Below are 24,034 nucleotides of genomic sequence, written 5' to 3'. Positions count from 1 at the left end.
GCGTCCGGGCCCCGGCCCGCGCTCGTGGGGCTGCGGCGGGCGCTGCACACCGGGCGACTTCCCGCCTGGCGGGAGTGGGGACCCGAGGCCGGGGCGGCATTGCCATATGTGCTGAGGGGTGAAGTGGAGGAGTGGGTACGGCGTGCGCGCGAGTGCGCCAGGCTGCGTGCCCGTCTGCCCGAGGTCGTCGCCCGGGAGTCCCTGGAGAAGGAGGAACGGCTGCGTGCCGCCGCGGCCGAGCCCGCCTTCCGGAGGGGGCTGGCGCTGGCCGGTGGCGAGCTGGCGGCCGACCTGGAGAGATGGCTCGCGGACCCTGCCCGGCGTCCGAAGCCGCAGAAGCTGCTCAGGCTGGCCAAGTACCTGGTCAGGGCCGCCGTGAAGACCAGCCCGTACAGCACGTTCACCAGCACCGGGCGGGCGGTGTGGGGCGGTGCCGAGCGGCGCCTGGAGGGTGTGGTGCCGGTGCTGGAGGTCGATGGTGTCCGGACGTTCTCGGATGACTGGGTCAGGGTGAATCCGTCGGTCGCCGTCGCGGGCGGGATGGCGGAGTTCATCGGGCCGGCCGGCGGTGCCGGAGTGGCCGGTTCTGTCCAGGTTCGCCACGCTGCGGCGCGAGGGGGAGGCGCTGGTCGTCAGCTCCCCGCTCGCCTGGTGCGACCTGTACGTCCACGATCCCGGCCTGGTCGGCGACGTGGTCCGGCCGGGCGGCGAGGTCCTGGCCGACCTGGCGTGGGCCGGGCTGGCCGTGCCCGAGGGAGCCGAGGAGCGGGAACTGCGGTTCCGGCAGTGGGCGCCGCACGAGCTGGAGTTGCACGATCGGAGCCGGGTGGGTCACCGCGGTTACCTGGGCGACGGGTTCGGCGGGACGTTCTGGGCCCGCGGCCGGTTCGCGACCCGCTGCCCGCACGGTCCCGGCCCTACCCCGGCCGGGCGATCGAGCTGCCCACGCCCGACCTGGACGAGCTGCGGCTCAAGGACCCCTCGCTCACAGACGTCCTGGAGGGCCGCAGGTCCGTACGCGAGCACGACGACGCGCGCCCGATCACCCTCGACCTGCTCGGCGAGCTGCCGTACCCCACGGCCAGGGTGCGGGAGTGCTGGACGGCCGACGGCGTCGAGTACACCCGCAAGCCGTACCCCTCCGGAGGGTCCGTCTACGAGCTGGAGATCTACCCCGTCGTCAGGAACGTGGCCGGGCTCGAACCCGGCATGTACTACTACGACGGGCACGACCACGTGCTCAGACCGGTACGCGAGGCCGGCCATCCCGCCGTACGCCGGCTGCTGACCGTCGCCGGGCACGGCGCCGCCACCGGCCGCCGACCCCAGGCCCTGCTCGCGGTCTCCAGCCGCGCCGGCCGGCTGCTGTGGAAGTACGAAGGCATGGGGTACGCGCTGACGCTCAAACACGTGGGCGTGCTCTACCAGACGCTCTACTGCGTGGCCACGGCGATGCGCCTGGCGGCCTGCGGGCTCGGCAGCGGCGACTCGGCCGCGTTCGCCGAGGCGACCGGGCGGGACCCGCTGGAGGAGTGCGCGGTCGGCGAATTCATGATCGGAACCGCGGGTTACTCGGCTGAGGAAGCGCTGGTCGCAGGGCTACTGGACCACTGCGCGGCGCTGGCCGGGTTCGGCGGTCCGCTGCCGCCCGTGGACGTGGGCGGCGCGCGGGCGGCCGACGACGAGAGCGCGCGTTCGGCGGCGCCGCTGGACGCGATCGGGCTGCCGTACCAGGTGCTGGACGCCACCGGCCCGTCGGGCGTGCCCGTGTACGCCGGGACGCTCGCCGGGCGGCGGGCGTCACGCCCTTGGCCGCGCTGCGGGCCACGCTCGAAGGGATGCTGGCCGCGTACCAGGGCATTCCCGGCTCCGCGCCCCTGCCCGAGCTGTGCCCGGCCGTCGCGCAGGAGCCGCCGATCGTCATCGACACGGAGGCGAGGGGGCTCGGCGCCGGTGAGCTCGCCGCCGCCCTGGCCGGCGCCGGGCTGCGGGTCAGCGCCGTTCCGCTGGATCACGACCGGGAGGTACACGCGCTCATGCCGCACGTCGTCCGCGTCGTCACGGAGCCGCTCCATGGCTGAGGTCATGGGAACGGGCCCGCTGGCTGAGGAGATCACGATCGCGCTGAAGGACCGCGACGGGCAGGAGGAGGTGACGATCACCGCCTGCGACGGCTGGGCGCGCGGCCCCCGGCGCGACGGGGCCGCGTGGCTGCCCGTGTGGGTCGAGTACGGGGTCGCCGTCATCGGGCCGCTGCAACGGCCCGGCGAACCCGGCTGCCTGACCTGCTTCGAGACCCGCCGGGACCGGGTCAGGACCGACGGCGCCGATCGGGCCGCCGTCCTGGCCGTCCACGGCCCCGAACTCGCCGAGCGGGCCTCCCCGTGCCTCGGCCGCCTGGCCGCCCGCACGATCGCGGCCCTGGCCGCGCATGCCGCCGAGGGTCCCGGGTGCGCTGTCTGGTACGTCGACCTGTGCACACTCACCGCCGAACGCCACACGTTCCTGCCGGAGCCCCACTGCCCCGACTGTGGCGGCCTGCCGGACGACGACCGCGCTTCCGCCGTGTTCGAGCCCGGCGCCGCCCTGCGACCTCCCGGCTACCGGGTCAGGGACGTGCCGGCCGAGCACGACGGGCTGCTCGACACGTACGTGGACGGCGAATGCGGGCTGATCAGGCCCCTCGTCCGGGACACGCTCGGCGGCCTGGTGATCGCCGGGGCGATGCTGCCCCTGCGGTTCGAGGGCGGTTCGAGGGCGGTTCGGAGCCCGGCGTGGGCCGCACCCGCGGCTACCGGGCCAGCGAGGTCACCGCCGTGCTCGAAGCGCTCGAACGGTGGGGCGGCGTCGAGCCCGGCGGCAAGCGCACCCGCGTGCGGGCCTCCTACGCGGAGGCGGCCGCGGACGCGCTCGACCCGCGAACGCTGGGCGAGCACGACACCTCGTCCTACGAGAGGGAGGGGTTCGCGTTCCGGCCGTTCACCGAGGACGCCGTCTGGGACTGGGTGTGGGGGTACTCCTTCGGCCGGCGGGCGCCGATCCTCGTGCCGGAGAGCCTGGCTTATTACTACGTACGGGGGCGGGAGCGGCCGTTCCTGTTCGAGATCTCGAACGGGTGCGCGCTAGGCGGCAGCATGGCCGAGGCCCTGCTCTACGGGCTGCTGGAGACGGTCGAGCGGGACGCCTTCCTCATGACCTGGTACGGGCGGCTCGCGGCCGGCGCCGAACTCCGCGTCGTCCCCACCGTCGCCGAGGCGGGGATCACGGTCAGGGCCGCGACGGAGGAGGCGGCGACCCGGGCCGTCGCCCGCGTCGCGCCTGGCGGAGGAGACGGCGGGAGCCGGCGTCATCGTGGTCTCCAGGGTCCCCCCGGCGCGAACGACCCCGCCGCCACCGCCCTGGTACGCCGGGCCCACGAGGCCGCGCTCGGCACGGTCGTCACCGCCCCCGGCGGCTCGGCCTGCGAGGATTTCCCCCTCTACGGCGTCCCTTCCGTCTACTGGTACGTAGGCGCGGCCCCACCCTCCGGCCTGGTCGGACGCCCGCATACCGGGACTTTCCGCCCCGATCCCGTGCCCACGTTGAGGGCAGGGGTCACCGCCATGCAAACGGCTACCCTGGCAGTCCTTGCGAACCCGTCACAGTCCACCCCTCCATCCCGATACCATGGACCCGGAGCAGTAGCCGAGCACTGATGAAAACGGTCTCGGCGTCCTGGAGTGGCAAGGCTTGTCCGCTTTGCCGCGCCGCTTTGACGTGTCGCAGAGGCCTGGGTAGTCTTGAGCTTCGTGCCCGTCTCTAGCGGGCTCTCGACCGTGCGCTCATTGCGAGCGCGGGACGGCTTCCTGGCTCGTAAACCTCGCGGGACGTCTGCGTGAATAGCGCGACACGCCCGAGCGCGGGGGCACCGAGACAAGAAAAATCAGCAGGTCATGACACCGGCAGTACCTGCGAAATGCATCACAACTGACGAAACACCGGCCAAGGCACGAAACGGAGTGGCAGTGCCCACTATTCAGCAGTTGGTCCGCAAGGGCCGGCAGGACAAGGTCTCGAAGACCAAGACTCCTGCCCTCAAGGGGAGTCCGCAGCGGCGCGGCGTGTGCCAGCGCGTGTACACCACGACCCCGAAGAAGCCCAACTCGGCACTGCGCAAGGTGGCCCGCGTTCGACTCACGAACGGCATCGAGGTCACGGCCTACATCCCGGGTGTGGGCCACAACCTGCAGGAGCACTCCATCGTGCTCGTGCGTGGCGGTCGTGTGAAGGACCTGCCCGGTGTTCGCTACAAGATCATCCGTGGCTCGCTGGACACCCAGGGTGTCCGCAACCGCAAGCAGGCCCGCAGCCGCTACGGCGCCAAGAAGGAGAAGAGCTAACTATGCCTCGCAAGGGTTCTCCTGGCCGTCGTCAGCTCATGTCTGACCCGGTTTACAGCTCGCCCCTGGTGACCGCCCTGATCAACAAGGTGCTTCTCGACGGCAAGCGCTCCATCGCGCAGTCCATCGTGTACGGCGCCCTCGAGGGCTGCAGGGAGAAGACCGGCAACGACCCGGTCGTCACCCTGAAGCGCGCGCTCGACAACGTCAAGCCGACCCTCGAGGTCCGCAGCCGCCGCGTCGGTGGTGCCACGTACCAGGTGCCGGTCGAGGTGCGCGCCGCGCGCAGCACCACCCTGGCCCTGCGCTGGCTGGTGCAGTACTCCCGCGCCCGCCGCGAGAAGACCATGACCGAGCGCCTCATGAACGAGCTCCTCGACGCCAGCAACGGCCTTGGGGCGAGTGTCAAGAAGCGCGAGGACACCCACAAGATGGCCGAGTCCAACAAGGCCTTCGCCCACTACCGCTGGTAACCCCGGCGGGTTCGACGAGACGACGAGGACGCGAGAGAAGTGGCCACCACGACCGCTCTTGACCTGGCCAAGGTCCGAAACATCGGGATCATGGCCCATATCGACGCGGGCAAGACCACCACGACCGAGCGCATCCTGTTCTACACCGGTATCAACTACAAGATCGGTGAGGTCCACGAGGGCGCTGCCACGATGGACTGGATGGAGCAGGAGCAGGAGCGCGGCATCACGATCACGTCTGCCGCGACCACCTGTGAGTGGATCGGTCACACCATCAACATCATCGACACCCCGGGTCACGTCGACTTCACCATCGAGGTGGAGCGTTCGCTCCGCGTCCTCGACGGTGCCGTCGCCGTGTTCGACGGCGTCGCGGGTGTCGAGCCGCAGTCGGAGACGGTGTGGCGCCAGGCTGACCGCTACGACGTCCCCCGGATCTGCTTCGTCAACAAGATGGACCGTGTCGGCGCGGAGTTCCACCGCTGCGTCGACATGATGATCAGCCGTCTGGGCGCGACCCCGGCTGTCATCCAGCTTCCCTGGGGCGTTGAGGCCGACTTCAAGGGCGTCATCGACCTCATCAAGATGAAGGGTTACCTCTGGAGCGCCGAGGCGGCCAAGGGCGAGATGTACGACACCGTCGACATCCCGGCCGACCACGCCGAGGCCGCTCGCGAGTGGCGTGACCGGCTCATCGAGACGGTCGCCGAGAACGACGACGAGCTGATGGAGCTCTTCCTCGAGGGCGTCGAGCCCACCGAGGAGCAGCTGGTCGCGGCCATCCGCCGCGCGACGCTGGCCAGCGCCATCAACCCGGTGCTCTGCGGCACCGCGTTCAAGAACAAGGGCGTGCAGCCCCTGCTCGACGCGATCGTCGCCTTCCTCCCGGCCCCGACCGACATCCCGGCCTTCAAGGGCCACGCGGTCGGCCACGAGGACAAGGTCATCGAGCGTCACGCCGACCCGACCGAGCCGTTCTCCGCTCTGGCCTTCAAGATCGCGAGCGACCCGCACCTGGGCAAGCTCACCTACATCCGCATCTACTCGGGCACGCTCGAGACCGGTTCACAGGTCGTCAACTCTGTGAAGGGTAAGAAGGAGCGGATCGGCAAGATCTACCAGATGCACGCCAACAAGCGCGAGGAGCGCCCGACGGCGATTGCCGGCCAGATCGTCGCGGTCATGGGTCTGAAGGACACCACGACCGGCGACACCCTGTCCGACCCGACCAACCAGGTCGTGCTCGAGTCGATGACGTTCCCGGCTCCGGTCATCAACGTCGCCATCGAGCCCAAGACCAAGGGCGACCAGGAGAAGCTGTCGACCGCCATCCAGCGGCTGGCCGAGGAGGACCCGTCCTTCCAGGTTCGCCGTGACGAGGAGACCGGTCAGACGGTCATCTGGGGCATGGGCGAGCTTCACCTGGAGATCCTCGTCGACCGCATGCGGCGCGAGTTCAAGGTCGAGGCCAACGTCGGCCGCCCGCAGGTGGCCTACCGCGAGACCATCCGCCGCAAGGTGGAGAAGCTCGACTACACCCACAAGAAGCAGACCGGTGGTTCCGGTCAGTTCGCGCGGGTGATCATCAACCTCGAGCCGCTGGGTGAGGGCAACGACGGCTACGAGTTCGAGAACAAGGTCACGGGTGGTCGTGTCCCGAGGGAGTACATCCCGTCGGTCGACGCGGGCGCCCAGGAGGCCGCCGAGTTCGGCGTGCTGGCCGGCTACCCGATGGTGGGCGTGAAGGTGACGCTCGTCGACGGTGCCGCGCACGACGTCGACTCCTCGGAAATGGCGTTCAAGATCGCCGGCTCGATGGCCTTCAAGGAGGCCGCGCGCAAGGCGGACGCAGTGCTTCTCGAGCCGATGATGGCCGTCGAGGTCACCACGCCCGAGGACTACATGGGTGATGTCATCGGTGACCTCAACGGTCGCCGCGGACAGATCCAGTCCATGGACGAGCGGGCCGGCGCCCGTGTCGTCACGGCGCTCGTGCCGCTGTCTGAGATGTTCGGCTACGTGGGTGACCTGCGTAGCAAGACGCAGGGGCGCGCGAGCTACAGCATGCAGTTCGACTCCTACTCGGAGGTGCCCCCGGGCATCGCCAAGGAGATCGTCGCGAAGGCCCGGGGCGAATAAGAAGTCCTGGTCCCTGGTGGGGTGGTGAGAGCCACCCCGCCGCCAAGGGGTTCGGGAGTTCCCGGGCCCGAGTGTGTAGACGAAAGTCAGTCAGATTCTCAAGGAGAGAACCAGTGGGCAAGGCCAAGTTCGAGCGGACTAAGCCGCACATGAACATCGGCACCATTGGACACATCGACCACGGCAAGACCACGCTGACCGCGGCGATCACCAAGGTGCTTCACGACCGTTTCCCCGAGCTGAACAAGGCGACCCCGTTCGACAAGATCGACAAGGCGCCCGAGGAGAAGGCTCGCGGCATTACGATCTCCATCGCGCACGTCGAGTACCAGACCGAGAAGCGTCACTACGCGCACGTTGACTGCCCCGGTCACGCCGACTACGTGAAGAACATGATCACCGGTGCTGCCCAGATGGACGGCGCCATCCTCGTGGTCGCCGCCACCGACGGCCCGATGCCGCAGACGAAGGAGCACGTCCTCCTGGCCCGCCAGGTCGGCGTCCCCTACATCGTCGTGGCCCTCAACAAGGCCGACATGGTCGACGACGAGGAGATCCTCGAGCTCGTCGAGCTGGAGGTCCGTGAGCTCCTGTCCGCTCAGGAGTTCCCCGGCGACGACCTGCCCGTCGTCCGCGTCTCCGCTCTCAAGGCTCTCGAGGGCGACCAGAAGTGGGCCGACAGCATCATCGAGCTGATGAACGCCGTCGACGAGAACGTGCCCGAGCCCCCGCGTGAGACGGACAAGCCGTTCCTCATGCCGGTCGAGGACGTCTTCTCGATCACCGGTCGCGGCACCGTCGTCACCGGTCGTATCGAGCGCGGCATCGTCAAGGTCAACGAGCAGGTCGACATCATCGGCATCAAGCCGGAGAAGACGACCACCACCGTCACCAGCATCGAGATGTTCAACAAGATGCTCGACGAGGGTCACGCCGGTGACAACGCCGCCCTGCTGCTCCGCGGCATCAAGCGCGACGACGTCGAGCGCGGCCAGTGCATCATCAAGCCGGGCACGACCACCCCGCACACCGAGTTCAACGGCCAGGTCTACATCCTGTCCAAGGACGAGGGCGGCCGCCACACGCCGTTCTTCAACAACTACCGCCCGCAGTTCTACTTCCGTACGACTGACGTGACCGGTGTCGTGAACCTCCCTGAGGGCACGGAGATGGTCATGCCGGGCGACAACACCGAAATGCGCGTTGAGCTGATCCAGCCCATCGCCATGGAGGAAGGCCTCAAGTTCGCGATCCGTGAGGGTGGCCGCACCGTCGGCGCCGGCCGGGTCGTGAAGATCATCAAGTAGCTAGACCGTCGGGGCGGCGGTCGGCCCCGGACTCGGAGCCGACCGCCGAACCACGTTAGGGACCTCATGTAAGAGGCCGTGATCCAGCAGTTGCTTCGGCCGAAGAGATATGACCGAAGTCACTGCCGGATCACGGAAGAAAAGGCAGATCCACTGCGTCTGCCTCGTGGGGTCTAGCAGGCTTCGACCTGCACCAACACAGCGGCATCAGGCCGCACGATACTTTTTCAGACGACAGCGAAGGACACCGAGGCCACTATGGCGGGACAGAAGATCCGCATCCGGCTTAAGGCCTATGACCACGAGGTCATCGACAGCTCGGCCAAGAAGATCGTCGAGACGGTGACGCGGACTGGCGCGAAGGTCGCGGGCCCGGTGCCGCTGCCGACCGAGAAGAACGTGTACTGCGTCATCCGCTCGCCGCACAAGTACAAGGACAGCCGCGAGCACTTCGAGATGCGCACGCACAAGCGGCTGATTGACATCATCGACCCGACCCCCAAGACGGTTGACTCGCTCATGCGGCTCGACCTCCCCGCGGGTGTCGACATTTCGATCAAGCTCTGAGGGAACACACTGACATGGCTAAGACGATCAAGGGCGTCCTGGGCAAGAAGCTCGGCATGACCCAGGTCTTCGACGCGGACAACCGGCTGGTGCCGGTGACCGTGGTCGAGGCCGGTCCGTGTGTGGTGACCCGCGTCCGCACTGCAGAGAAGGACGGCTACTCCGCCGTCCAGCTCGGCTTCGGGCAGGTCGACCCCCGGAAGGTCAACAAGCCGCTCGGCGACTACCTGCGTAAGCACGACATCACCCCGCGCCGTTACTTCGCGGAGATCCGCACCGACGACGCGAGCGACTACACCCTGGGCCAGGAGCTGCTGGCCGACACCTTCGAGGCCGGCCAGTTCGTCGACGTGACGGGCAAGAGCAAGGGCAAGGGCTTCGCGGGTGTCATGAAGCGGCACGGCTTCGGTGGTCTGGGCGCGTCGCACGGTACGCAGCGCAAGCACCGTTCGCCGGGTTCCATCGGTGGCTGCGCCACCCCGGGCCGCGTTTTCAAGGGTCTGCGCATGGCTGGTCGGATGGGTAACGTCCGCACCACCGTGCAGAGCCTCAAGGTTCACTCCGTGGACGCCGAGAAGGGCCTCATCCTGATCAAGGGTGCGATCCCCGGCGCCAACGGAAGCCTGGTCCTCGTTCGCACCTCTGCCAAGAAGGGGGCTGCCAAGTGAGCACCACTGTTGACGTCCTCGACGCCAGCGGCGCGAAGGCCGGCACCGTCGACCTGCCCGAGAACATCTTCGGCGCCAAGGTCAACGTGCCGCTGATCCACCAGGTGGTCGTGGCCCAGCTCGCCGCTCGCCGGCAGGGCACCCACAAGGCCAAGACCCGTGGTGAGGTCTCCGGCGGCGGCAAGAAGCCGTACCGCCAGAAGGGCACCGGCCGCGCCCGTCAGGGCTCGACCCGTGCGCCGCAGTTCACCGGCGGTGGCACCGTCCACGGCCCCGTGCCGCGCGACTACTCGCAGCGCACGCCCAAGAAGATGAAGGCCGCCGCCCTGCGTGGCGCCCTCTCCGACCGGGCCGGCGGCGGTCGCGTCCACGTGGTCAGCTCGCTGGTCTCCGGCGAGACGCCCAAGACCAAGGCCGCCCTCGAGGCGCTGCGCAAGGTCACCCAGGCTCCGCGCGTCCTCGTCGTCGTCGACGAGGCCGACGAGCTGACGTGGCTGAGCCTGCGTAACGCTCCCGAGGTCCACCTGCTGGACGCGGGGCAGCTCAACACGTACGACGTGCTCGTGGCGGACGACGTGGTCTTCACGCAGGAGGCGTATGACCAGGTCGTCGCTCGCCTGAGCGACAGCGGGAAGGAAGAGGCCTGATGGAGAAGATCGCCGACCCGCGCGACATCATCATCAAGCCGGTCGTCTCTGAGAAGAGCTACGGCCTGATCGATGACAACAACAAGTACACGTTCCTGGTGAAGACGACCGCGAACAAGACCCAGGTCAAGATCGCCGTTGAGCAGATCTTCGGGGTCAAGGTCACCAGCGTGAACACGATCAACCGGCAGGGCAAGCGCAAGCGCACCCGTACCGGTTTCGGCAAGCGTCCCGACACCAAGCGCGCGATCGTGAGCCTGGTCGAGGGCGATCGGATCGACATCTTCGGTCAGATCGGCTAGCAGCGCCATAGAAGTGAGTGCGGGCCGCACGGCCTGTGCGGGGTCGAGACCGTCGCGCTTTCGCGCGGCGGGCTCACCCATGTAACCGACGAAGGATGAACGAAAAAGATGGGCATCCGTAAGTACAAGCCGACGACCCCGGGTCGCCGCGGGTCGAGTGTCTCGGACTTCTCCGAGATCACCCGCAGCACGCCCGAGAAGTCGCTGCTTGCGCCCCTTCACAGCAAGGGCGGCCGTAACGTACACGGCCGGGTCACCGCCCGCCACCAGGGCGGCGGTCACAAGCGCGCCTACCGGATCATCGACTTCCGTAGGCATGACAAGGACGGCATTCCGGCCAAGGTCGCTCACATCGAGTACGACCCCAACCGCACCGCCAACATCGCTCTGCTCCACTACGCCGACGGCGAGAAGCGCTACATCATCGCGCCGACCGGCATCAAGCAGGGTGACCGTATCGAGAACGGCCCCGCTGCCGACATCAAGCCGGGCAACTGCCTGCCGCTGCGCAACATCCCGACCGGTACCTTCATCCACGCGGTGGAGCTCCGTCCGGGCGGCGGCGCCAAGCTCGGCCGTTCCGCGGGCGCACAGATCCAGCTGCTCGCCAAGGAAGGCCAGTACGCCACGCTGCGTATGCCCTCCGGCGAAATGCGCATGGTCGACGTGCGCTGCCGGGCGACGGTGGGCCAGGTCGGCAACGCCGAGCAGGCCAACATCAACTGGGGCAAGGCCGGCCGTATGCGGTGGAAGGGCAAGCGCCCCACCGTCCGCGGTGTCGCGATGAACCCCGTCGACCACCCGCACGGTGGTGGTGAGGGCAAGACCTCCGGTGGTCGCCACCCGGTGAACCCGAAGGGCAAGCCCGAGGGGCGCACCCGCCAGGCCAACAAGGCCAGCGACCGACTGATCATCCGTCGTCGGAGCAAGAGGAAGAAGCGGTAGGAGCAGCCGAAATGCCACGTAGCCTTAAGAAGGGTCCCTTCGTGGACGGTCACCTTCAGAAGAAGGTCGACGTCCAGAACGAGAAGGGCACCAAGAACGTCATCAAGACGTGGTCGCGGCGCTCCATGATCGTTCCCGACATGCTCGGGCACACGATCGCCGTGCACGACGGCCGCAAGCACGTCCCGGTTTTCGTCACCGAGTCGATGATCGGCCACAAGCTGGGAGAGTTCGCCCCCACGCGGACCTTCCGCAGCCACGTCAAGGAAGACCGCCGCAGCCGGCGGTAAGCGTCCCGGAAGTAGGAGAAAGCGATGGAAGCCAGGGCTCAGGCGCGGTTCGTCCGTGTCACGCCCCAGAAGGCCCGCCGTGTGGTGGACCTCATTCGCGGGCTGCCCGCTTCGGAGGCGCAGGCCGTGCTGCAGTTCGCTCCCCAGTCGGCGAGCGAGCCGATCTACAAGGTGCTCAGCAGCGCCATGGCGAACGCTGAGCACAACTTCGACCTCGACCCGCAGACGCTCGTCGTCAGCCGGGCGTGGGTCGACGAGGGCCCGACGCTGAAGCGGTTCCGCCCGCGTGCCCAGGGTCGTGCCTATCGGATCAACAAGCGGACGAGCCACATCACCGTGATCGTGGAGTCCCGCGAGCCGAAGGGAAGGACCCGATAGTGGGCCAGAAGGTTAACCCGCACGGGTTCCGCCTCGGCATCACGACCGACTTCAAGAGCCGGTGGTACGCCGACAAGCTGTACAAGTCGTACGTCGCCGAGGACGTGGCGATCCGCCGCATGCTGCAGAAGGGCATGGAGCGGGCCGGCATCTCCAAGGTCGAGATCGAGCGCACGACGGACCGCGTGCAGGTGGACATCCACACCGCGCGTCCCGGCATCGTGATCGGCCGCCGCGGCGCCGAGGCGGACCGTATCCGTGGCGACCTGGAGAAGCTGACCAAGAAGCAGGTCCAGCTCAACATCCTCGAGGTCAAGAACCCGGAGATCGACGCGCAGCTCGTCGCGCAGGGCGTTGCCGAGCAGCTGTCCAGCCGTGTCTCGTTCCGCCGCGCCATGCGCAAGGCGATGCAGTCGGCCATGAAGTCCGGCGCCAAGGGCATCCGTGTCCAGTGCTCCGGTCGTCTGGGCGGCGCCGAGATGTCGCGGTCGGAGTTCTACCGTGAGGGCCGCGTGCCGCTGCACACCCTCCGCGCGGACATCGACTACGGCTTCTACGAGGCCCGTACGACCTTCGGCCGCATCGGCGTGAAGGTCTGGATCTACAAGGGCGAGGCTCCGACCAGCCGCGCCGAGCGTGAGGCGGCCGCCGCCGGCGCTCGTGCCGGCCAGCGTCGCGAGCGTGACGACCGTCGTGGTGGCGGCGGCGACCGTCCGCGTCGTGGTGGCGGCGACCGCCCCCGTCGCGGTGGCGGTGGCCGTGGCGACCGCGCCCCCCGCACTGAGGCGGCCTCGCAGGCCGCCCCCGAGACCGGCCCGGCTGCGCAGCCGGGTGCTGAAGGGAGCTGACCATGCTGATCCCGCGCAGGGTCAAGCACCGCAAGCAGCACCGGCCTGACCGCAGCGGAGCCGCCAAGGGCGGCACCAGGGTCACGTTCGGCGAGTTCGGCATCCAGGCGGTTGAGCACTCCTACGTGACCAACCGTCAGATCGAGTCCGCTCGTATCGCCATGACCCGTCACATCCGCCGTGGCGGCAAGGTGTGGATCAACATCTACCCCGACCGTCCGCTCACCAAGAAGCCTGCCGAGACCCGCATGGGTTCCGGTAAGGGTTCGCCGGAGTGGTGGATCGCCAACGTCAAGCCCGGACGCGTGATGTTCGAGCTGTCCGGCGTGGCGGAGCCGATCGCCCGCGAAGCGCTTCAGCGTGCGATTCACAAGCTCCCGATGAAGTGCAAGATCGTTAAGCGTGAAGTGGGTGAGGCGTGATGGCTAAGGGCCTGACCGCCGGCGAGCTGAGGCTCGAGGACGAGGACACTCTCGTCCAGAAGCTGAAGGAGGCCAAGGAGGAGCTGTTCAACCTCCGCTTCCAGGCGGCGACCGGTCAGTTGGAGAGCCACGGGCGGCTGCGCGCCGTCCGCCGCGAGATCGCCCGTATCTACACCGTGATGCGCGAGCGCGAGCTGGGCATCGTCACGGTCGAGAAGGAGACGAGCGATGGCTGAGACCGAGACCACTGAGACGAACGAGCAGCGGAACTTCCGCAAGGTCCGCGAGGGCCTCGTGGTGAGCGACAAGATGGACAAGACCGTCGTCGTCGCCGTTGAGGACCGCGTCAAGCACCGTCTGTACGGCAAGGTCATCCGCCGTACGACCAAGTACAAGGCACACGACGAGGCCAACGCCTGTGGCGTCGGCGACCGCGTGCTGCTCATGGAGACCCGCCCCCTCTCCGCCACCAAGCGGTGGAGGGTCGTGGAGATCCTCGAGAAGGCGAAGTAACTCTCCTTCTCGACATATACCGCGCCTCGTGGGGGCTCTGAGAGCCCCCATGACGGCGTCCAAGGACGCGGGGCCACATGCGGGCCTCGCGTCGCCTGCGGTGCGGCGCCTACGGGCGTTGTGGCCGTGGGAACAAGACAACGACGGTTCCGCCAGGCTCAGAAATGAGAACCGGCGCGACTAACAGGAGTTCAACGTGATCCAGCAGGAGTCGCGGCTCAAGGTCGCCGACAACACGGGCGCGAAGGAGATCCTTTGCATCCGTGTTCTCGGTGGCTCGGGCCGACGCTACGCCGGTATCGGCGACATCATCGTCGCCACTGTCAAGGACGCGCTGCCGGGCAGCACGGGCGTCAAGAAGGGCGACGTGGTCAAGGCCGTCATCGTCCGCACGGTCAAGGAGCGCCGCCGGCCCGACGGCTCCTACATCCGCTTCGACGAGAACGCCGCCGTCATCATCAAGGACAGCGGTGACCCTCGTGGCACTCGTATCTTCGGCCCGGTCGGCCGCGAGCTGCGCGACAAGAAGTTCATGCGCATCATCTCGCTCGCACCGGAGGTGCTGTAATGCCGAAGCTGCATGTGAAGAAGGGTGACCTGGTCAAGGTCATCGCCGGCAAGGACAAGGGTGCCAAGGGTCACGTCATCGCCACGCTCCCGCACGAGGACCGTGTGGTGGTCGAGGGCGTCAACATGATCAAGAAGCACTCGAAGGAGACCCACCAGGGTCCGCGCGGCGCCAAGACCGGCGGCGTGCAGACCATGGAGGGCCCCATCCACGTCTCGAACGTGAAGAAGCTCAAGGACGAGAAGCCCGCCGAGAAGAAGGCCGACGAGAAGAAGGCCGACGAGACGGGTGAGGACAGCTGATGACTGCCACGACCACTGAGACCGAGCGCCCGACGCCGCGACTCAAGACGAAGTACCGCGAGGAGATCGCGGCCCAGCTTCGCGAGCAGTTCGGCATCGAGAACGTCATGCAGATCCCCGCGCTGACCAAGATCAAGGTCAACATGGGCGTCGGCGAGGCGGCCCGCGACTCGAAGCTCATCGAGGGCGCCGTCCGCGACCTCACCGTGATCACCGGCCAGAAGCCGGCCGTCGTCCGGGCGCGCAAGTCCATCGCCCAGTTCAAGCTGCGCGAGGGCATGCCGATCGGCGCGCACGTCACGCTGCGCGGCGACCGCATGTGGGAGTTCCTCGACCGCCTGCTGGCGCTGGCCCTGCCCCGTATCCGGGACTTCCGCGGCCTGTCGCCCAAGCAGTTCGACGGCAACGGCAACTACACGTTCGGTCTGACCGAGCAGGTCATGTTCCACGAGGTCGACCAGGACAAGGTCGACCGGCCGCGGGGCATGGACATCACGATCGTGACCACGGCGAAGAACGACGACCAGGGCCGGGCGCTGCTGAAGCTCCTCGGCTTCCCGTTCAAGGAGGCCTGATCCAATGGCGAAGAAGTCGCTGATCGCCAAGGCGGGGCGCAAGCAGAAGTTCGAGGTCCGGGCGTACACCCGTTGCTCGCGTTGTGGCCGGCCGCGCGCCGTCTACCGCAAGTTCGGGCTCTGCCGCGTGTGCTTCCGCGAGATGGCGCACCGGGGCGAGCTGCCCGGCATCACCAAGTCGAGCTGGTAGGTAACCTTGGGGGCGGCCTCCGTGCCGCCCCTGGGTGATCATATTTTCAGAAGAAGACCCGGGCGCTCTCTAAGAGCGTCCATGACCGCGCCGAAGGTCCACCGGCAGAGCGCTGCTTGGCCGACTGGAAACCGCGGCGAGGAAGGCCACTGGCCATGACGATGACCGACCCGATCGCAGACATGCTCACACGTCTGCGTAACGCGAATTCGGCGTACCACGACAGCGTGACGATGCCGTACTCGAAGATCAAGGCGCACATCGCCGAGATCCTCCAGCAGGAGGGTTACATCCAGGCTTGGACCGTCGAAGACGCCAAGGTTGGCAAGAACCTCGTGGTGGAGCTCAAGTTCGGGCCCACCCGTGAGCGGTCGCTCGCGGGCCTGCGCCGGGTTTCCAAGCCCGGTCTGCGGGTTTATGCAAAGAAGGACAACCTGCCTCGAGTCCTGGGCGGACTGGGCGTCGCGATCATCTCGACGTCCGCCGGTCTCATGACCGACAAGCAGGCCGGCAAGCGTGGCGTGGGCGGGGAAGTCCTCGCCTACGTCTGGTAGAGGGGAGGAACACAGCATGTCGAGAATCGGACGGCTGCCCATCCCTGTGCCCAGCGGCGTAGACATCACGATCGCCGGCCAGGATGTCCAGGTCAAGGGCCCGAAGGGCACGCTCAGTCACAAGGTCGCCGAGCCCATCACGGTCGCTCGCGACGAGGACGGCGCCATCGCCGTCTCCCGGCCCAACGACGAGAACAAGGTCCGTGCGCTGCACGGCCTGTCCCGGACGCTGATCGCCAACATGGTGCAGGGCGTCACCCAGGGTTACTCCAAATCCCTGGAGATCGTCGGCGTCGGTTACCGCGTCCAGGCCAAGGGCCCGACGCAGCTGGAGTTCTCATTGGGCTTCAGCCACCCGGTCATCGTGGACGCCCCCGAGGGCGTCACCTTCCGCGTCGAGAAGCCGACCGTGTTCCACGTGGACGGCATCGACAAGCAGAAGGTCGGCGAGGTCGCGGCCAACATCCGCAAGCTGCGCAAGCCTGACCCGTACAAGGGCAAGGGCGTGCGCTACCAGGGCGAACAGATCCGCCGCAAGGTCGGAAAGGCTGGTAAGTAGGCATGGCTCCGAAGACTGCGTTCAGCAAGCACACGGCTGCCCGCACCGTCTCGCGGGCCCGCCGTCACCGCCGCGTCCGCAAGAACGTCGTCGGCACGACCGCGCGTCCGCGCCTGGTCGTCAACCGTTCGACCCGTCACATGTTCGTCCAGATCGTGGACGACACCGTCGGCCACACGCTGGTGAGCGCGTCCACCATGGACCCCTCGCTGCGCGTGCTCGAGGCGGACAAGACCGAGAAGGCGAAGAAGGTCGGCGAGCTCCTCGCTCAGCGGGCCAAGGAAGCCGGGATCACCGCTGTCGTGTTCGACCGCGGTGGCAACCGCTACGCCGGCCGCATCGCGGCTCTGGCGGACAGCGCCCGCGAAGGCGGGCTCGAATTCTGATGGCAACTGAGAAGAGGAACCACTGATGGCTGCAGCTCCGCGTCGCGGTGGCGGCACCGGTGGCGAGCGGCGGGACCGTCGTGACGATCGCCGCGGTGGCGCCGCCGACAAGGGCGTCTCGTACATCGAGCGCGTAGTGAAGATCAACCGTGTGGCCAAGGTCGTGAAGGGTGGTCGTCGCTTCAGCTTCACCGCCCTCGTCATCGTCGGTGACGGCAACGGCCTGGTCGGCGTCGGCTACGGCAAGGCCAAGGAAGTGCCCGCGGCCATCGCCAAGGGCGTCGAAGAGGCGAAGAAGCACTTCTTCAAGGTGCCTCGGATCCAGGGCACCATCCCGCACACCGTGCAGGGCGAGGAGGCGGCCGGTGTCGTCTTCCTGCGTCCGGCCTCGGCCGGTACCGGCGTCATCGCCGGCGGTCCGGTGCGCGCGGTGCTGGAGTGCGCCGGCATCCACGACGTGCTGTCGAAGTCGCTCGGCTCCGACAACCCGATCAACATCGTGCACGCCACCGTGGCGGCTCTGAAGGGCCTCTCGCGCCCCGAGGAGATCGCCGCCCGCCGTGGCCTGCCGATCGAGGACGTCGCCCCGGCCCGCATGCTGAAGGCTCAGCGTGAGGGTCTCGCCGAGGCGGCGGCCGCGAAGGCGGTGAGCTAGTCATGGCACGCCTGAAGATCACTCAGGTTCGCTCGAAGATCGGTGGCAAGCAGAACCAGCGTGACTCGCTGCGCTCGCTTGGCCTGAAGCGAATCGGCGACGTCGTCGTCAAGGAGGACCGGCCCGAGATTCGCGGGATGGTCTCCGTGGTGACGCACCTCGTCGAGGTGGAAGAGGTCGACTAGTCATGACTGACAAGGCTCCGCTCAAGATTCACGACCTGCGTCCCGCCCCCGGCGCCAACAAGGCCAAGATCCGCAAGGGTCGCGGCGAGGCGTCGAAGGGCAAGACGTCCGGTCGCGGCACCAAGGGCAGCCACGCCCGTACGACGGTCCCCCTCGGCTTCGAGGGTGGCCAGGTGCCGCTGCAGAGGCGTCTGCCGAAGCTCAAGGGCTTCTCCAACGCGCTGTTCAAGACGACCTACCAGGTCGTCAACCTGGACAAGCTCGGCGAGCTGTTCCCCGACGGTGGCGAGGTCACCGTCGAGTCGCTGGTCGCCAAGGGCGCTGTCCGCAAGAACCAGCTCGTGAAGGTGCTCGGCACCGGCGAGATCTCCGTCGCTGTGAACGTTCAGGCTCACGCCTTCTCGTCCGCCGCGAAGGAGAAGATCGCCGCTGCGGGTGGCTCCGTTACCGAGCTGTAAGAGCTATTACGAGGCGTGGGGGCTTTGACAAATGCCCCCACGCCCGTAGTGCGTTAGAGTTCGCGAGACGGCAGGCTTCTGACCGTCTCGTCTGACCTAAGACAGACATGGCAGATCCTCGCACCATCGCATACTCACACCGCCGTAAAGGCGCGCAGGAGGGACCGTGCTGACCGCGTTTACCCGGGCGTTCCGGACACCGGACCTGCGCAAAAAGTTGCTCTTCACCCTGGGCATCATCGCGCTTTTCCGTCTCGGCTCGGTTCTTCCGACTCCGGGAGTTCACGTCCAGAACCTCGCCGCCTGTTTCGAGCAGGCCCGTAACGGAGCCGCCGGCAACATCTACGGGATGGTGCAGCTTTTCAGCGGTGGTGCGCTCCTGAAGCTGTCGGTGTTCGCGCTGGGCATCATGCCGTACATCACCGCGAGCATCATTCTCCAGCTACTCGTCGTCGTGATCCCGCGTCTCGAGGCGCTGAAGAAGGAGGGACAGGCCGGTCAGACCAAGATTACGCAGTATACGCGTTATCTCACCATCGGTCTTGCCGTCCTGCAGTCCACCGCCTTCATCGCTCTGGCCCGCACCGGGCAGCTGTTCCCGAACTGCCAGCAGGACGTGCTGCTCAACCCCGACAACATCTTCCAGATCGTGACGATGGTGGTCATCATGACCGCCGGTACGTCCGTGATCATGTGGCTCGGTGAGCTCATCACCGACCGCGGTGTCGGCAACGGCATGTCCATCCTGATCTTCACGCAGGTCGTCGCGGTCTTCCCGTCCGAGCTGGCCAACATCTTCCAGGCGAACAAGTTCACCTTCACGGTCGTCATGGTCGTCGGTGTCTTCATGATCGCCGCGGTGGTCTTCGTCGAGCAGGCGCAGCGTCGCATCCCGGTCCAGTACGCCAAGCGGATGGTCGGGCGCAGGATGTACGGCGGCACGTCCACCTACATTCCGCTGAAGGTCAACCAGGCCGGCATCATCCCGGTCATCTTCGCGTCCTCGCTGCTCTACCTGCCGCAGCTGCTGACGTCGCTCTTCCAGAGCACGGACAACGCGTTCATCCGCTGGATCTCGCAGAACCTGGCCACCGGTGACACGCCGATCTACATGACCACGTTCTTCGTGTTGATCATCTTCTTCACGTACTTCTACGTGTCGATCACGTTCAACCCCACTGAAGTCGCCGACAACATGAAGAAGTACGGTGGGTTCATTCCGGGCATCCGTCCTGGCAGGCCGACGGCTGAATACCTGAACTTCGTGCTCACTCGTCTGACCGCGCCGGGCTCGCTCTATCTGGGTCTGATCGCCATGGTCCCGATCGTCGCGCTGGCGGTGTCCGGTGCGAGCCAGAACTTCCCGTTCGGAGGGACGAGTATTCTGATCATGGTAGGCGTCGGCCTTGACACCGTTAAGCAGATCGAGAGCCAGCTCCAGCAGCGTAACTACGAAGGTTTCCTGCGGTAGTGCGTCTCGTTCTGGTCGGGCCCCCCGGAGCGGGTAAGGGGACACAGGCCCAGTACATCGCATCGAACCTGTCCATCCCGAAGATCTCGACAGGTGACATCTTCCGTGCCAACGTCTCGGGGGGCACGGATCTTGGCAAGCTGGCCAAGACCTACATGGACCGTGGTGATCTGGTGCCCGACGAGGTCACCATCGCCATGGTCCGTGACCGTCTGTCCGAGGACGACGCGCAGGACGGGTTCCTGCTCGACGGCTTCCCGAGGAACGTCGCACAGGCGGAGATCCTGCGCGACATGCTCAAGGACTGGGGCCAGGCGCTCGACCTCGTACTCGAGCTCGTCGTCGACGACGACGAGGTGGTCAGGCGGCTGGCCGGCCGGCGCACCTGCAGCCAGTGTGGCCGTATCTGGCACGTCGAGTTCGACGACAAGAAGGACGACAAGTGCGACGCGTGCGGGGGCGCGCTCTTCCAGCGTGACGACGACAAGGAGGAGACCGTCAGGCACCGCCTGGAGGTCTACCAGGAGCAGACGGCGCCGCTGGTCTCCTACTACGCCGACGAGGGCATTCTCGTGGGGGTCGACGCTACGGGCCCGGTCGAGGAGGTCACCCAGCGGGCCATGGAGGCGATCCGCCCGTTCATGGGATAGCTCCAGTTACGAGCGATTTGCGGAGGTGGCACGGGTTTCCGTGCCACCTCGCGGCTATTGTGGGGGGAATTGGGCCCCCATTGTGGCCCGTTGAAGACCCAGGGGGGCAGAAGATGTTCAAAAGGAACAGACACGGCATCCAGATCAAGTCGCCGGAGCAGCTGGAGAAGATGCGGGCGGCGGGCCTGGTGGTCGGGCGCACGCTCGACCTGCTGAAGCGCTCGGTCGAGCCCGGCATGACGCCGCTCGACCTCGACGTCATCGCCGAGAAGGCGATCAGGGACGAGGGCGCGATCCCGTCGTTCAAGGGCTACCAGGGTTTCCCGGCGACGATCTGCGCGTCGGTGAACGACGAGGTGGTGCACGGCATCCCGACCGACGCGAGGAAGCTGCGCGAGGGCGACGTCATCTCCATCGACTGCGGCGCGATCCTGGACGGCTGGCACGGCGACTCGGCCGTGACGGTCCCGGTCGGCGAGGTGGACCCGAAGCTCACCGAGCTGATGCGGATCACCGAGGAGGCCATGTGGCGCGGCATCGCGGCGCTGCGGGTCGGCCGCCACCTGTCCGACATCGGCTACGAGGTGGAGCGGTACGTCAAGTCGCAGGGCCGCTTCGGCATCCCCCCGGAGTACGGCGGCCACGGCATCGGCACCGAGATGCACATGGACCCGTGGATCGCCAACCACGGCCGGCCCGGCCGGGGCCCGGTGCTGGAAGAGGGCATGTGCCTGGCCATCGAGCCCATGGTGAACCTGGGCACCGAGCGCACCCGCGTGCTGGCCGACGAGTGGACCGTCGTGACGGTCGACGGCAAGCAGTCCGCACACTTCGAGCACAGTGTCGCCGTGACACATAATGGTCCTTGGGTGCTGACCGCGCTGGACGGCGGGAAAGAGCGCCTTACCCAACCGCAGAACTGACCCCCGGGAGTGGGTGGGATGGCGAACAGCCCCGAGATGCGAGCCTCCGACGCCGACCGCGACCGCGTCGCCGCCATCCTCCGCGAGCACACCGCGCAGGGCCGCATCACGATGGACGAGTTCAACGAACGGCTCGAGCAGCTCTACAAGAGCAGGACGTACGGAGAGCTGGCCAAGCTCACGGTCGACCTGCCGGACGTGGACCTGCGCAACCGGCCCGCCACGGTGCCGCAGAGCCCCGCACGGCGCACCGGCATGCATCCGGGCATGCGGGCGGCCTGGGGCGCCTGGGCGTCGGCCAGCGGCATCAACTGGGTGATCTGGCTGATCGTGAGCCTCACGTCCGAGCACCTGATCTACCCCTGGCCGCTGTGGGTCATGGGCCCGTGGGGCGTCATCCTGCTGATCAGCACCGTCTTCGGCAACTCGCCGCCCGACAAGCCCAAGAAGCTCAAGTAGGGCTGTGTGCACTAGTGCACTGTGTGCATTCGTGCGCAGTACGGATATGTCTGGATTCCTAACGTGAGCTGTGTCGGGAAGCACGACTCACGGAGGAACCGAAATGCGCAAGATCCTTGCGGCCACCGCTCTCGCCGGCTCGATCGCCCTCACCGGGCTCGCCGTCGCCCCCGCCGCCCAGGCGGCCACCGCCACCCAGTCGTCGGTCACGTCGATCAGCAGCTGGGGCAAGTACTACTCCAGCAACCACAAGGCCTTCACCTACGGCAAGACCTGGAAGCAGAACGGCAAGGTCTACACCCACTGGTACGGCAAGGAGTTCACCCCGAAGAAGGGGTACGTGTGGTTCAAGTACTACTCCGGCGGCAGCTGGCACAAGTTCGTCCAGGGCTGGGACGGCTCGTACCAGGTGACCTGGTCGAAGTTCGGCATCCAGAAGCTGTACACCTACACCTGCTGGGGCGGCCCGTTCAAGTACTGCGGTCCGACGCACCGCATCTACTAGGACCTCACCCACGGGAACAGGGCCCGCCGGGATCTCTCCCTCGGCGGGCCTTCCGCTTTCCCCGGAAGGTCTGAAGGCCGGTGAACGTGGGGTAGACTCGTCCGTGGTTGTGTCAGGACACCTGGCACGCGTTTCGCGTTTTAGTCTCAGGTGTCGTACACTCCTTAGTCGGCTCACTATGACTATCACGCGTCGGCGGCCTTTGCCGGTCGCCGCTCTCTTCGAAGCGTGAAGTCGCGGCTGCTTAGTGAACCGGAGCCTCAGACGATCGATCAGTGAAACGCGAGGAATCTTGGCCAAGAAAGACGGCGCCATCGAGATCGAGGGCACTGTGGTCGAGTCGCTCCCGAACGCCATGTTCCGGGTGCAGCTCGACAACGGCCATAAGGTCCTGGCCCATATCAGCGGGCGGATGCGGATGCACTACATCCGGATTCTGCCGGACGACCGGGTAGTCGTTGAACTGAGCCCCTACGACCTGAGTCGTGGGCGGATCGTCTACCGATACAAGTAAGACGTCTGAGGAATCACGAAGGACAATGAAGGTAAAGCCGAGCGTCAAGAAGATCTGCGACAAGTGCAAGGTGATCCGCCGGCACGGTCGCGTCATGGTGATCTGCGACAACCTGCGCCACAAGCAGCGTCAGGGTTAGTCGCCGCAAGGCTCCTCCGAGTCCGCCCCGATTGAGGGAGCGGGCTCGACGCATGAGGAGCCTGAGTCAGTAATCGCGTCTCACACCTGAGCAGGCGGGCCCTTTTCGAAAGGCTCGAACCGCTCCGGAGACCCCCGGTCGGAGGCCGGGGCCCTCACCCCGGGCATTGGGGAGGGGTAGTGCGGCGCAAGACCTCCGCCACAAAGAAGGAGAATGCCCGACCATGGCTCGCCTGGTTGGCGTCGACCTCCCCCGCGAGAAGCGGCTGGAGATCGCTCTCACCTACATCTACGGAATCGGCCGCACCCGCGCCCAGGAGATCCTCCAGGCCACCGGTGTCAGCGGCGACCTCCGCGTGCACCAGCTCTCCGACACCGAGCTCGTCCCGATGCGTGACTACATCGAGGCGAACTTCAAGATCGAGGGTGACCTGCGCCGCGAGGTCCAGGCCGACATTCGTCGCAAGATCGAAATCGGTTGCTACCAGGGCATCCGGCACCGCAAGGGCCTGCCCGTCCACGGCCAGCGCACGCAGACCAACGCGCGCACCCGCAAGGGCAAGAAGAAGACCGTGGCCGGTAAGAAGAAGCCCGGTAAGAAGTAGTCCACAGCCGCGGACCGAAGACCTCAGGAGTAATGGCAAACAATGCCTCCTAAGAGCCGTCAGGGCGCGCCGAAGAAGGTGCGCCGCAAGGAAAAGAAGAACGTCGCTCACGGGCACGCCCACATCAAGAGCACGTTCAACAACACCATCGTCTCGATCACGGACCCCAACGGGAACGTGATCTCCTGGGCCAGCGCCGGCCACGTGGGTTTCAAGGGCTCCCGTAAGTCCACCCCGTTCGCCGCTCAGATGGCCGCGGAAAACGCCGCTCGCCGCGCCATGGAGCACGGCATGCGCAAGGTGGACGTCTTCGTCAAGGGTCCCGGCTCCGGCCGTGAGACCGCGATCCGCTCCCTCCAGGCCACCGGCCTCGAGGTGGGTTCGATCCAGGACGTCACCCCGGTCCCGCACAACGGTTGCCGGCCGCCGAAGCGCCGCCGCGTCTGAACAAGCCCAGGA

Annotated in this window: 36 protein-coding genes and 1 pseudogene; 36 read left to right on the top strand and 1 reads right to left on the bottom strand. The window is 67.0% G+C overall.

Annotated elements, in window-relative coordinates; genetic code table 11:
* Nucleotides 1-550 precede the first annotated feature (550 nt).
* The gene (locus AB0L65_RS12505) at nucleotides 551-835 is read right to left on the bottom strand and encodes a hypothetical protein (protein ID WP_364243818.1); all 285 of its coding nucleotides are present in this window, start codon (nucleotides 833-835) and stop codon (nucleotides 551-553) included.
* On the opposite strand from AB0L65_RS12505, the pseudogene AB0L65_RS12500 reads away from it, so the two are divergent.
* The 36 genes and pseudogenes from AB0L65_RS12500 to rpsK form a co-directional block, all read left to right on the top strand.
* Nucleotides 730-2,616: pseudogene (locus AB0L65_RS12500) on the top strand (TOMM precursor leader peptide-binding protein); the annotation flags it as partial. The gene AB0L65_RS12505 and the pseudogene AB0L65_RS12500 overlap by 106 nt on opposite strands.
* Nucleotides 2,617-2,774: 158 nt before the next feature.
* On the top strand, nucleotides 2,775-3,695 hold the full coding sequence (locus AB0L65_RS12495; protein ID WP_364243787.1) for a YcaO-like family protein: 921 nt from the start codon (nucleotides 2,775-2,777) through the stop codon (nucleotides 3,693-3,695).
* 309 nt (nucleotides 3,696-4,004) lie between these two features.
* Complete coding sequence (rpsL, locus tag AB0L65_RS12490) at nucleotides 4,005-4,379, top strand: 30S ribosomal protein S12 (RefSeq protein WP_020542315.1); 375 nt, start codon at nucleotides 4,005-4,007, stop codon at nucleotides 4,377-4,379.
* Nucleotides 4,380-4,381: 2 nt separating this feature from the next.
* Nucleotides 4,382-4,852 carry a 30S ribosomal protein S7 gene (rpsG, locus tag AB0L65_RS12485; RefSeq protein ID WP_043623423.1) on the top strand — a complete coding sequence of 157 codons (471 nt, stop codon included), beginning with the start codon at nucleotides 4,382-4,384 and terminating at the stop codon, nucleotides 4,850-4,852.
* A gap of 39 nt (nucleotides 4,853-4,891) precedes the next feature.
* Nucleotides 4,892-6,991 carry an elongation factor G gene (gene fusA, locus AB0L65_RS12480; protein WP_350730978.1) on the top strand — a complete coding sequence of 700 codons (2,100 nt, stop codon included), beginning with the start codon at nucleotides 4,892-4,894 and terminating at the stop codon, nucleotides 6,989-6,991.
* A gap of 113 nt (nucleotides 6,992-7,104) precedes the next feature.
* Nucleotides 7,105-8,298, top strand: coding sequence for an elongation factor Tu (gene tuf / locus AB0L65_RS12475; protein ID WP_350730980.1), 1,194 nt, complete (start codon nucleotides 7,105-7,107; stop codon nucleotides 8,296-8,298).
* Nucleotides 8,299-8,556: 258 nt separating this feature from the next.
* The gene (gene rpsJ, locus AB0L65_RS12470; protein WP_012887830.1) at nucleotides 8,557-8,865 is read left to right on the top strand and encodes a 30S ribosomal protein S10; all 309 of its coding nucleotides are present in this window, start codon (nucleotides 8,557-8,559) and stop codon (nucleotides 8,863-8,865) included.
* A gap of 14 nt (nucleotides 8,866-8,879) precedes the next feature.
* Nucleotides 8,880-9,533 (top strand): 50S ribosomal protein L3, encoded by a 654-nt coding sequence (gene rplC, locus AB0L65_RS12465; RefSeq protein WP_363962196.1) that lies wholly within the window; start codon nucleotides 8,880-8,882, stop codon nucleotides 9,531-9,533.
* Nucleotides 9,530-10,180, top strand: a complete 651-nt coding sequence (rplD, locus tag AB0L65_RS12460) for a 50S ribosomal protein L4 (RefSeq protein WP_364243784.1) — start codon at nucleotides 9,530-9,532, stop codon at nucleotides 10,178-10,180. Before rplC ends, rplD begins: the two co-directional genes overlap by 4 nt.
* A complete protein-coding gene (rplW, locus tag AB0L65_RS12455; RefSeq protein ID WP_357725616.1) occupies nucleotides 10,180-10,482 on the top strand; it encodes a 50S ribosomal protein L23 in 303 nt (100 codons plus the stop codon). Before rplD ends, rplW begins: the two co-directional genes overlap by 1 nt.
* Before the next feature lie 108 nt (nucleotides 10,483-10,590).
* Nucleotides 10,591-11,427: a 50S ribosomal protein L2 gene (gene rplB / locus AB0L65_RS12450; protein ID WP_192789895.1), complete on the top strand. Its 837-nt coding sequence runs from the start codon at nucleotides 10,591-10,593 to the stop codon at nucleotides 11,425-11,427.
* 11 nt (nucleotides 11,428-11,438) lie between these two features.
* Nucleotides 11,439-11,717, top strand: a complete 279-nt coding sequence (gene rpsS, locus AB0L65_RS12445) for a 30S ribosomal protein S19 (protein ID WP_192789896.1) — start codon at nucleotides 11,439-11,441, stop codon at nucleotides 11,715-11,717.
* Nucleotides 11,718-11,741: 24 nt separating this feature from the next.
* Nucleotides 11,742-12,095, top strand: coding sequence for a 50S ribosomal protein L22 (gene rplV, locus AB0L65_RS12440; RefSeq protein WP_020542306.1), 354 nt, complete (start codon nucleotides 11,742-11,744; stop codon nucleotides 12,093-12,095).
* On the top strand, nucleotides 12,095-12,943 hold the full coding sequence (gene rpsC, locus AB0L65_RS12435; protein WP_364243780.1) for a 30S ribosomal protein S3: 849 nt from the start codon (nucleotides 12,095-12,097) through the stop codon (nucleotides 12,941-12,943). The genes rplV and rpsC overlap by 1 nt, the downstream gene beginning before the upstream one ends.
* Before the next feature lie 2 nt (nucleotides 12,944-12,945).
* Nucleotides 12,946-13,365: a 50S ribosomal protein L16 gene (gene rplP / locus AB0L65_RS12430; protein ID WP_185070624.1), complete on the top strand. Its 420-nt coding sequence runs from the start codon at nucleotides 12,946-12,948 to the stop codon at nucleotides 13,363-13,365.
* A complete protein-coding gene (gene rpmC / locus AB0L65_RS12425; protein WP_106253417.1) occupies nucleotides 13,365-13,601 on the top strand; it encodes a 50S ribosomal protein L29 in 237 nt (78 codons plus the stop codon). Before rplP ends, rpmC begins: the two co-directional genes overlap by 1 nt.
* Nucleotides 13,594-13,878, top strand: a complete 285-nt coding sequence (gene rpsQ / locus AB0L65_RS12420) for a 30S ribosomal protein S17 (protein ID WP_185070626.1) — start codon at nucleotides 13,594-13,596, stop codon at nucleotides 13,876-13,878. The genes rpmC and rpsQ overlap by 8 nt, the downstream gene beginning before the upstream one ends.
* Nucleotides 13,879-14,074: 196 nt before the next feature.
* Nucleotides 14,075-14,446: a 50S ribosomal protein L14 gene (gene rplN, locus AB0L65_RS12415; protein ID WP_106253399.1), complete on the top strand. Its 372-nt coding sequence runs from the start codon at nucleotides 14,075-14,077 to the stop codon at nucleotides 14,444-14,446.
* 8 nt (nucleotides 14,447-14,454) lie between these two features.
* The gene (gene rplX, locus AB0L65_RS12410) at nucleotides 14,455-14,748 is read left to right on the top strand and encodes a 50S ribosomal protein L24 (protein ID WP_350731450.1); all 294 of its coding nucleotides are present in this window, start codon (nucleotides 14,455-14,457) and stop codon (nucleotides 14,746-14,748) included.
* The gene (gene rplE / locus AB0L65_RS12405) at nucleotides 14,748-15,323 is read left to right on the top strand and encodes a 50S ribosomal protein L5 (RefSeq protein WP_106253395.1); all 576 of its coding nucleotides are present in this window, start codon (nucleotides 14,748-14,750) and stop codon (nucleotides 15,321-15,323) included. The genes rplX and rplE overlap by 1 nt, the downstream gene beginning before the upstream one ends.
* Before the next feature lie 4 nt (nucleotides 15,324-15,327).
* Complete coding sequence (locus tag AB0L65_RS12400) at nucleotides 15,328-15,513, top strand: type Z 30S ribosomal protein S14 (protein ID WP_020542298.1); 186 nt, start codon at nucleotides 15,328-15,330, stop codon at nucleotides 15,511-15,513.
* 155 nt (nucleotides 15,514-15,668) lie between these two features.
* Nucleotides 15,669-16,067, top strand: coding sequence for a 30S ribosomal protein S8 (gene rpsH / locus AB0L65_RS12395; protein ID WP_192789898.1), 399 nt, complete (start codon nucleotides 15,669-15,671; stop codon nucleotides 16,065-16,067).
* Between the two features lie 16 nt (nucleotides 16,068-16,083).
* On the top strand, nucleotides 16,084-16,626 hold the full coding sequence (rplF, locus tag AB0L65_RS12390; RefSeq protein ID WP_364243778.1) for a 50S ribosomal protein L6: 543 nt from the start codon (nucleotides 16,084-16,086) through the stop codon (nucleotides 16,624-16,626).
* 2 nt (nucleotides 16,627-16,628) lie between these two features.
* A complete protein-coding gene (rplR, locus tag AB0L65_RS12385; protein ID WP_350730991.1) occupies nucleotides 16,629-17,012 on the top strand; it encodes a 50S ribosomal protein L18 in 384 nt (127 codons plus the stop codon).
* A 25-nt stretch (nucleotides 17,013-17,037) separates the two neighbouring features.
* On the top strand, nucleotides 17,038-17,667 hold the full coding sequence (rpsE, locus tag AB0L65_RS12380; RefSeq protein ID WP_349446692.1) for a 30S ribosomal protein S5: 630 nt from the start codon (nucleotides 17,038-17,040) through the stop codon (nucleotides 17,665-17,667).
* 2 nt (nucleotides 17,668-17,669) lie between these two features.
* Complete coding sequence (rpmD, locus tag AB0L65_RS12375; RefSeq protein ID WP_080043226.1) at nucleotides 17,670-17,852, top strand: 50S ribosomal protein L30; 183 nt, start codon at nucleotides 17,670-17,672, stop codon at nucleotides 17,850-17,852.
* A gap of 2 nt (nucleotides 17,853-17,854) precedes the next feature.
* The gene (rplO, locus tag AB0L65_RS12370; RefSeq protein WP_350730993.1) at nucleotides 17,855-18,310 is read left to right on the top strand and encodes a 50S ribosomal protein L15; all 456 of its coding nucleotides are present in this window, start codon (nucleotides 17,855-17,857) and stop codon (nucleotides 18,308-18,310) included.
* A 166-nt stretch (nucleotides 18,311-18,476) separates the two neighbouring features.
* Entirely contained in the window at nucleotides 18,477-19,781 is a 1,305-nt protein-coding gene (gene secY, locus AB0L65_RS12365; RefSeq protein ID WP_364243775.1) for a preprotein translocase subunit SecY, read from the top strand.
* Nucleotides 19,781-20,431: an adenylate kinase gene (locus tag AB0L65_RS12360; RefSeq protein WP_185070637.1), complete on the top strand. Its 651-nt coding sequence runs from the start codon at nucleotides 19,781-19,783 to the stop codon at nucleotides 20,429-20,431. Before secY ends, AB0L65_RS12360 begins: the two co-directional genes overlap by 1 nt.
* 113 nt (nucleotides 20,432-20,544) lie before the next feature.
* A complete protein-coding gene (gene map, locus AB0L65_RS12355; RefSeq protein WP_364243773.1) occupies nucleotides 20,545-21,354 on the top strand; it encodes a type I methionyl aminopeptidase in 810 nt (269 codons plus the stop codon).
* An 18-nt stretch (nucleotides 21,355-21,372) separates the two neighbouring features.
* Complete coding sequence (locus tag AB0L65_RS12350) at nucleotides 21,373-21,813, top strand: DUF1707 domain-containing protein (protein WP_364243770.1); 441 nt, start codon at nucleotides 21,373-21,375, stop codon at nucleotides 21,811-21,813.
* A gap of 103 nt (nucleotides 21,814-21,916) precedes the next feature.
* Complete coding sequence (locus AB0L65_RS12345) at nucleotides 21,917-22,318, top strand: hypothetical protein (protein ID WP_364243767.1); 402 nt, start codon at nucleotides 21,917-21,919, stop codon at nucleotides 22,316-22,318.
* 292 nt (nucleotides 22,319-22,610) lie between these two features.
* Nucleotides 22,611-22,832 carry a translation initiation factor IF-1 gene (infA, locus tag AB0L65_RS12340; protein WP_012887858.1) on the top strand — a complete coding sequence of 74 codons (222 nt, stop codon included), beginning with the start codon at nucleotides 22,611-22,613 and terminating at the stop codon, nucleotides 22,830-22,832.
* A gap of 25 nt (nucleotides 22,833-22,857) precedes the next feature.
* Nucleotides 22,858-22,971, top strand: coding sequence for a 50S ribosomal protein L36 (gene rpmJ / locus AB0L65_RS12335; protein WP_003956441.1), 114 nt, complete (start codon nucleotides 22,858-22,860; stop codon nucleotides 22,969-22,971).
* A gap of 223 nt (nucleotides 22,972-23,194) precedes the next feature.
* Nucleotides 23,195-23,575: a 30S ribosomal protein S13 gene (gene rpsM, locus AB0L65_RS12330; protein WP_125644650.1), complete on the top strand. Its 381-nt coding sequence runs from the start codon at nucleotides 23,195-23,197 to the stop codon at nucleotides 23,573-23,575.
* A 42-nt stretch (nucleotides 23,576-23,617) separates the two neighbouring features.
* Entirely contained in the window at nucleotides 23,618-24,022 is a 405-nt protein-coding gene (gene rpsK / locus AB0L65_RS12325) for a 30S ribosomal protein S11 (RefSeq protein ID WP_020542285.1), read from the top strand.
* Nucleotides 24,023-24,034: the final 12 nt, after the last annotated feature.

It is taken from the genome of Nonomuraea sp. NPDC052116, assembly GCF_040680035.1.
GTDB classification, from domain to species: Bacteria; Actinomycetota; Actinomycetes; order Streptosporangiales; family Streptosporangiaceae; genus Nonomuraea; species Nonomuraea angiospora_A.
Note: the sequence above shows the minus strand (reverse complement) of the source record. Positions and strands in the feature narration are given on the sequence as shown.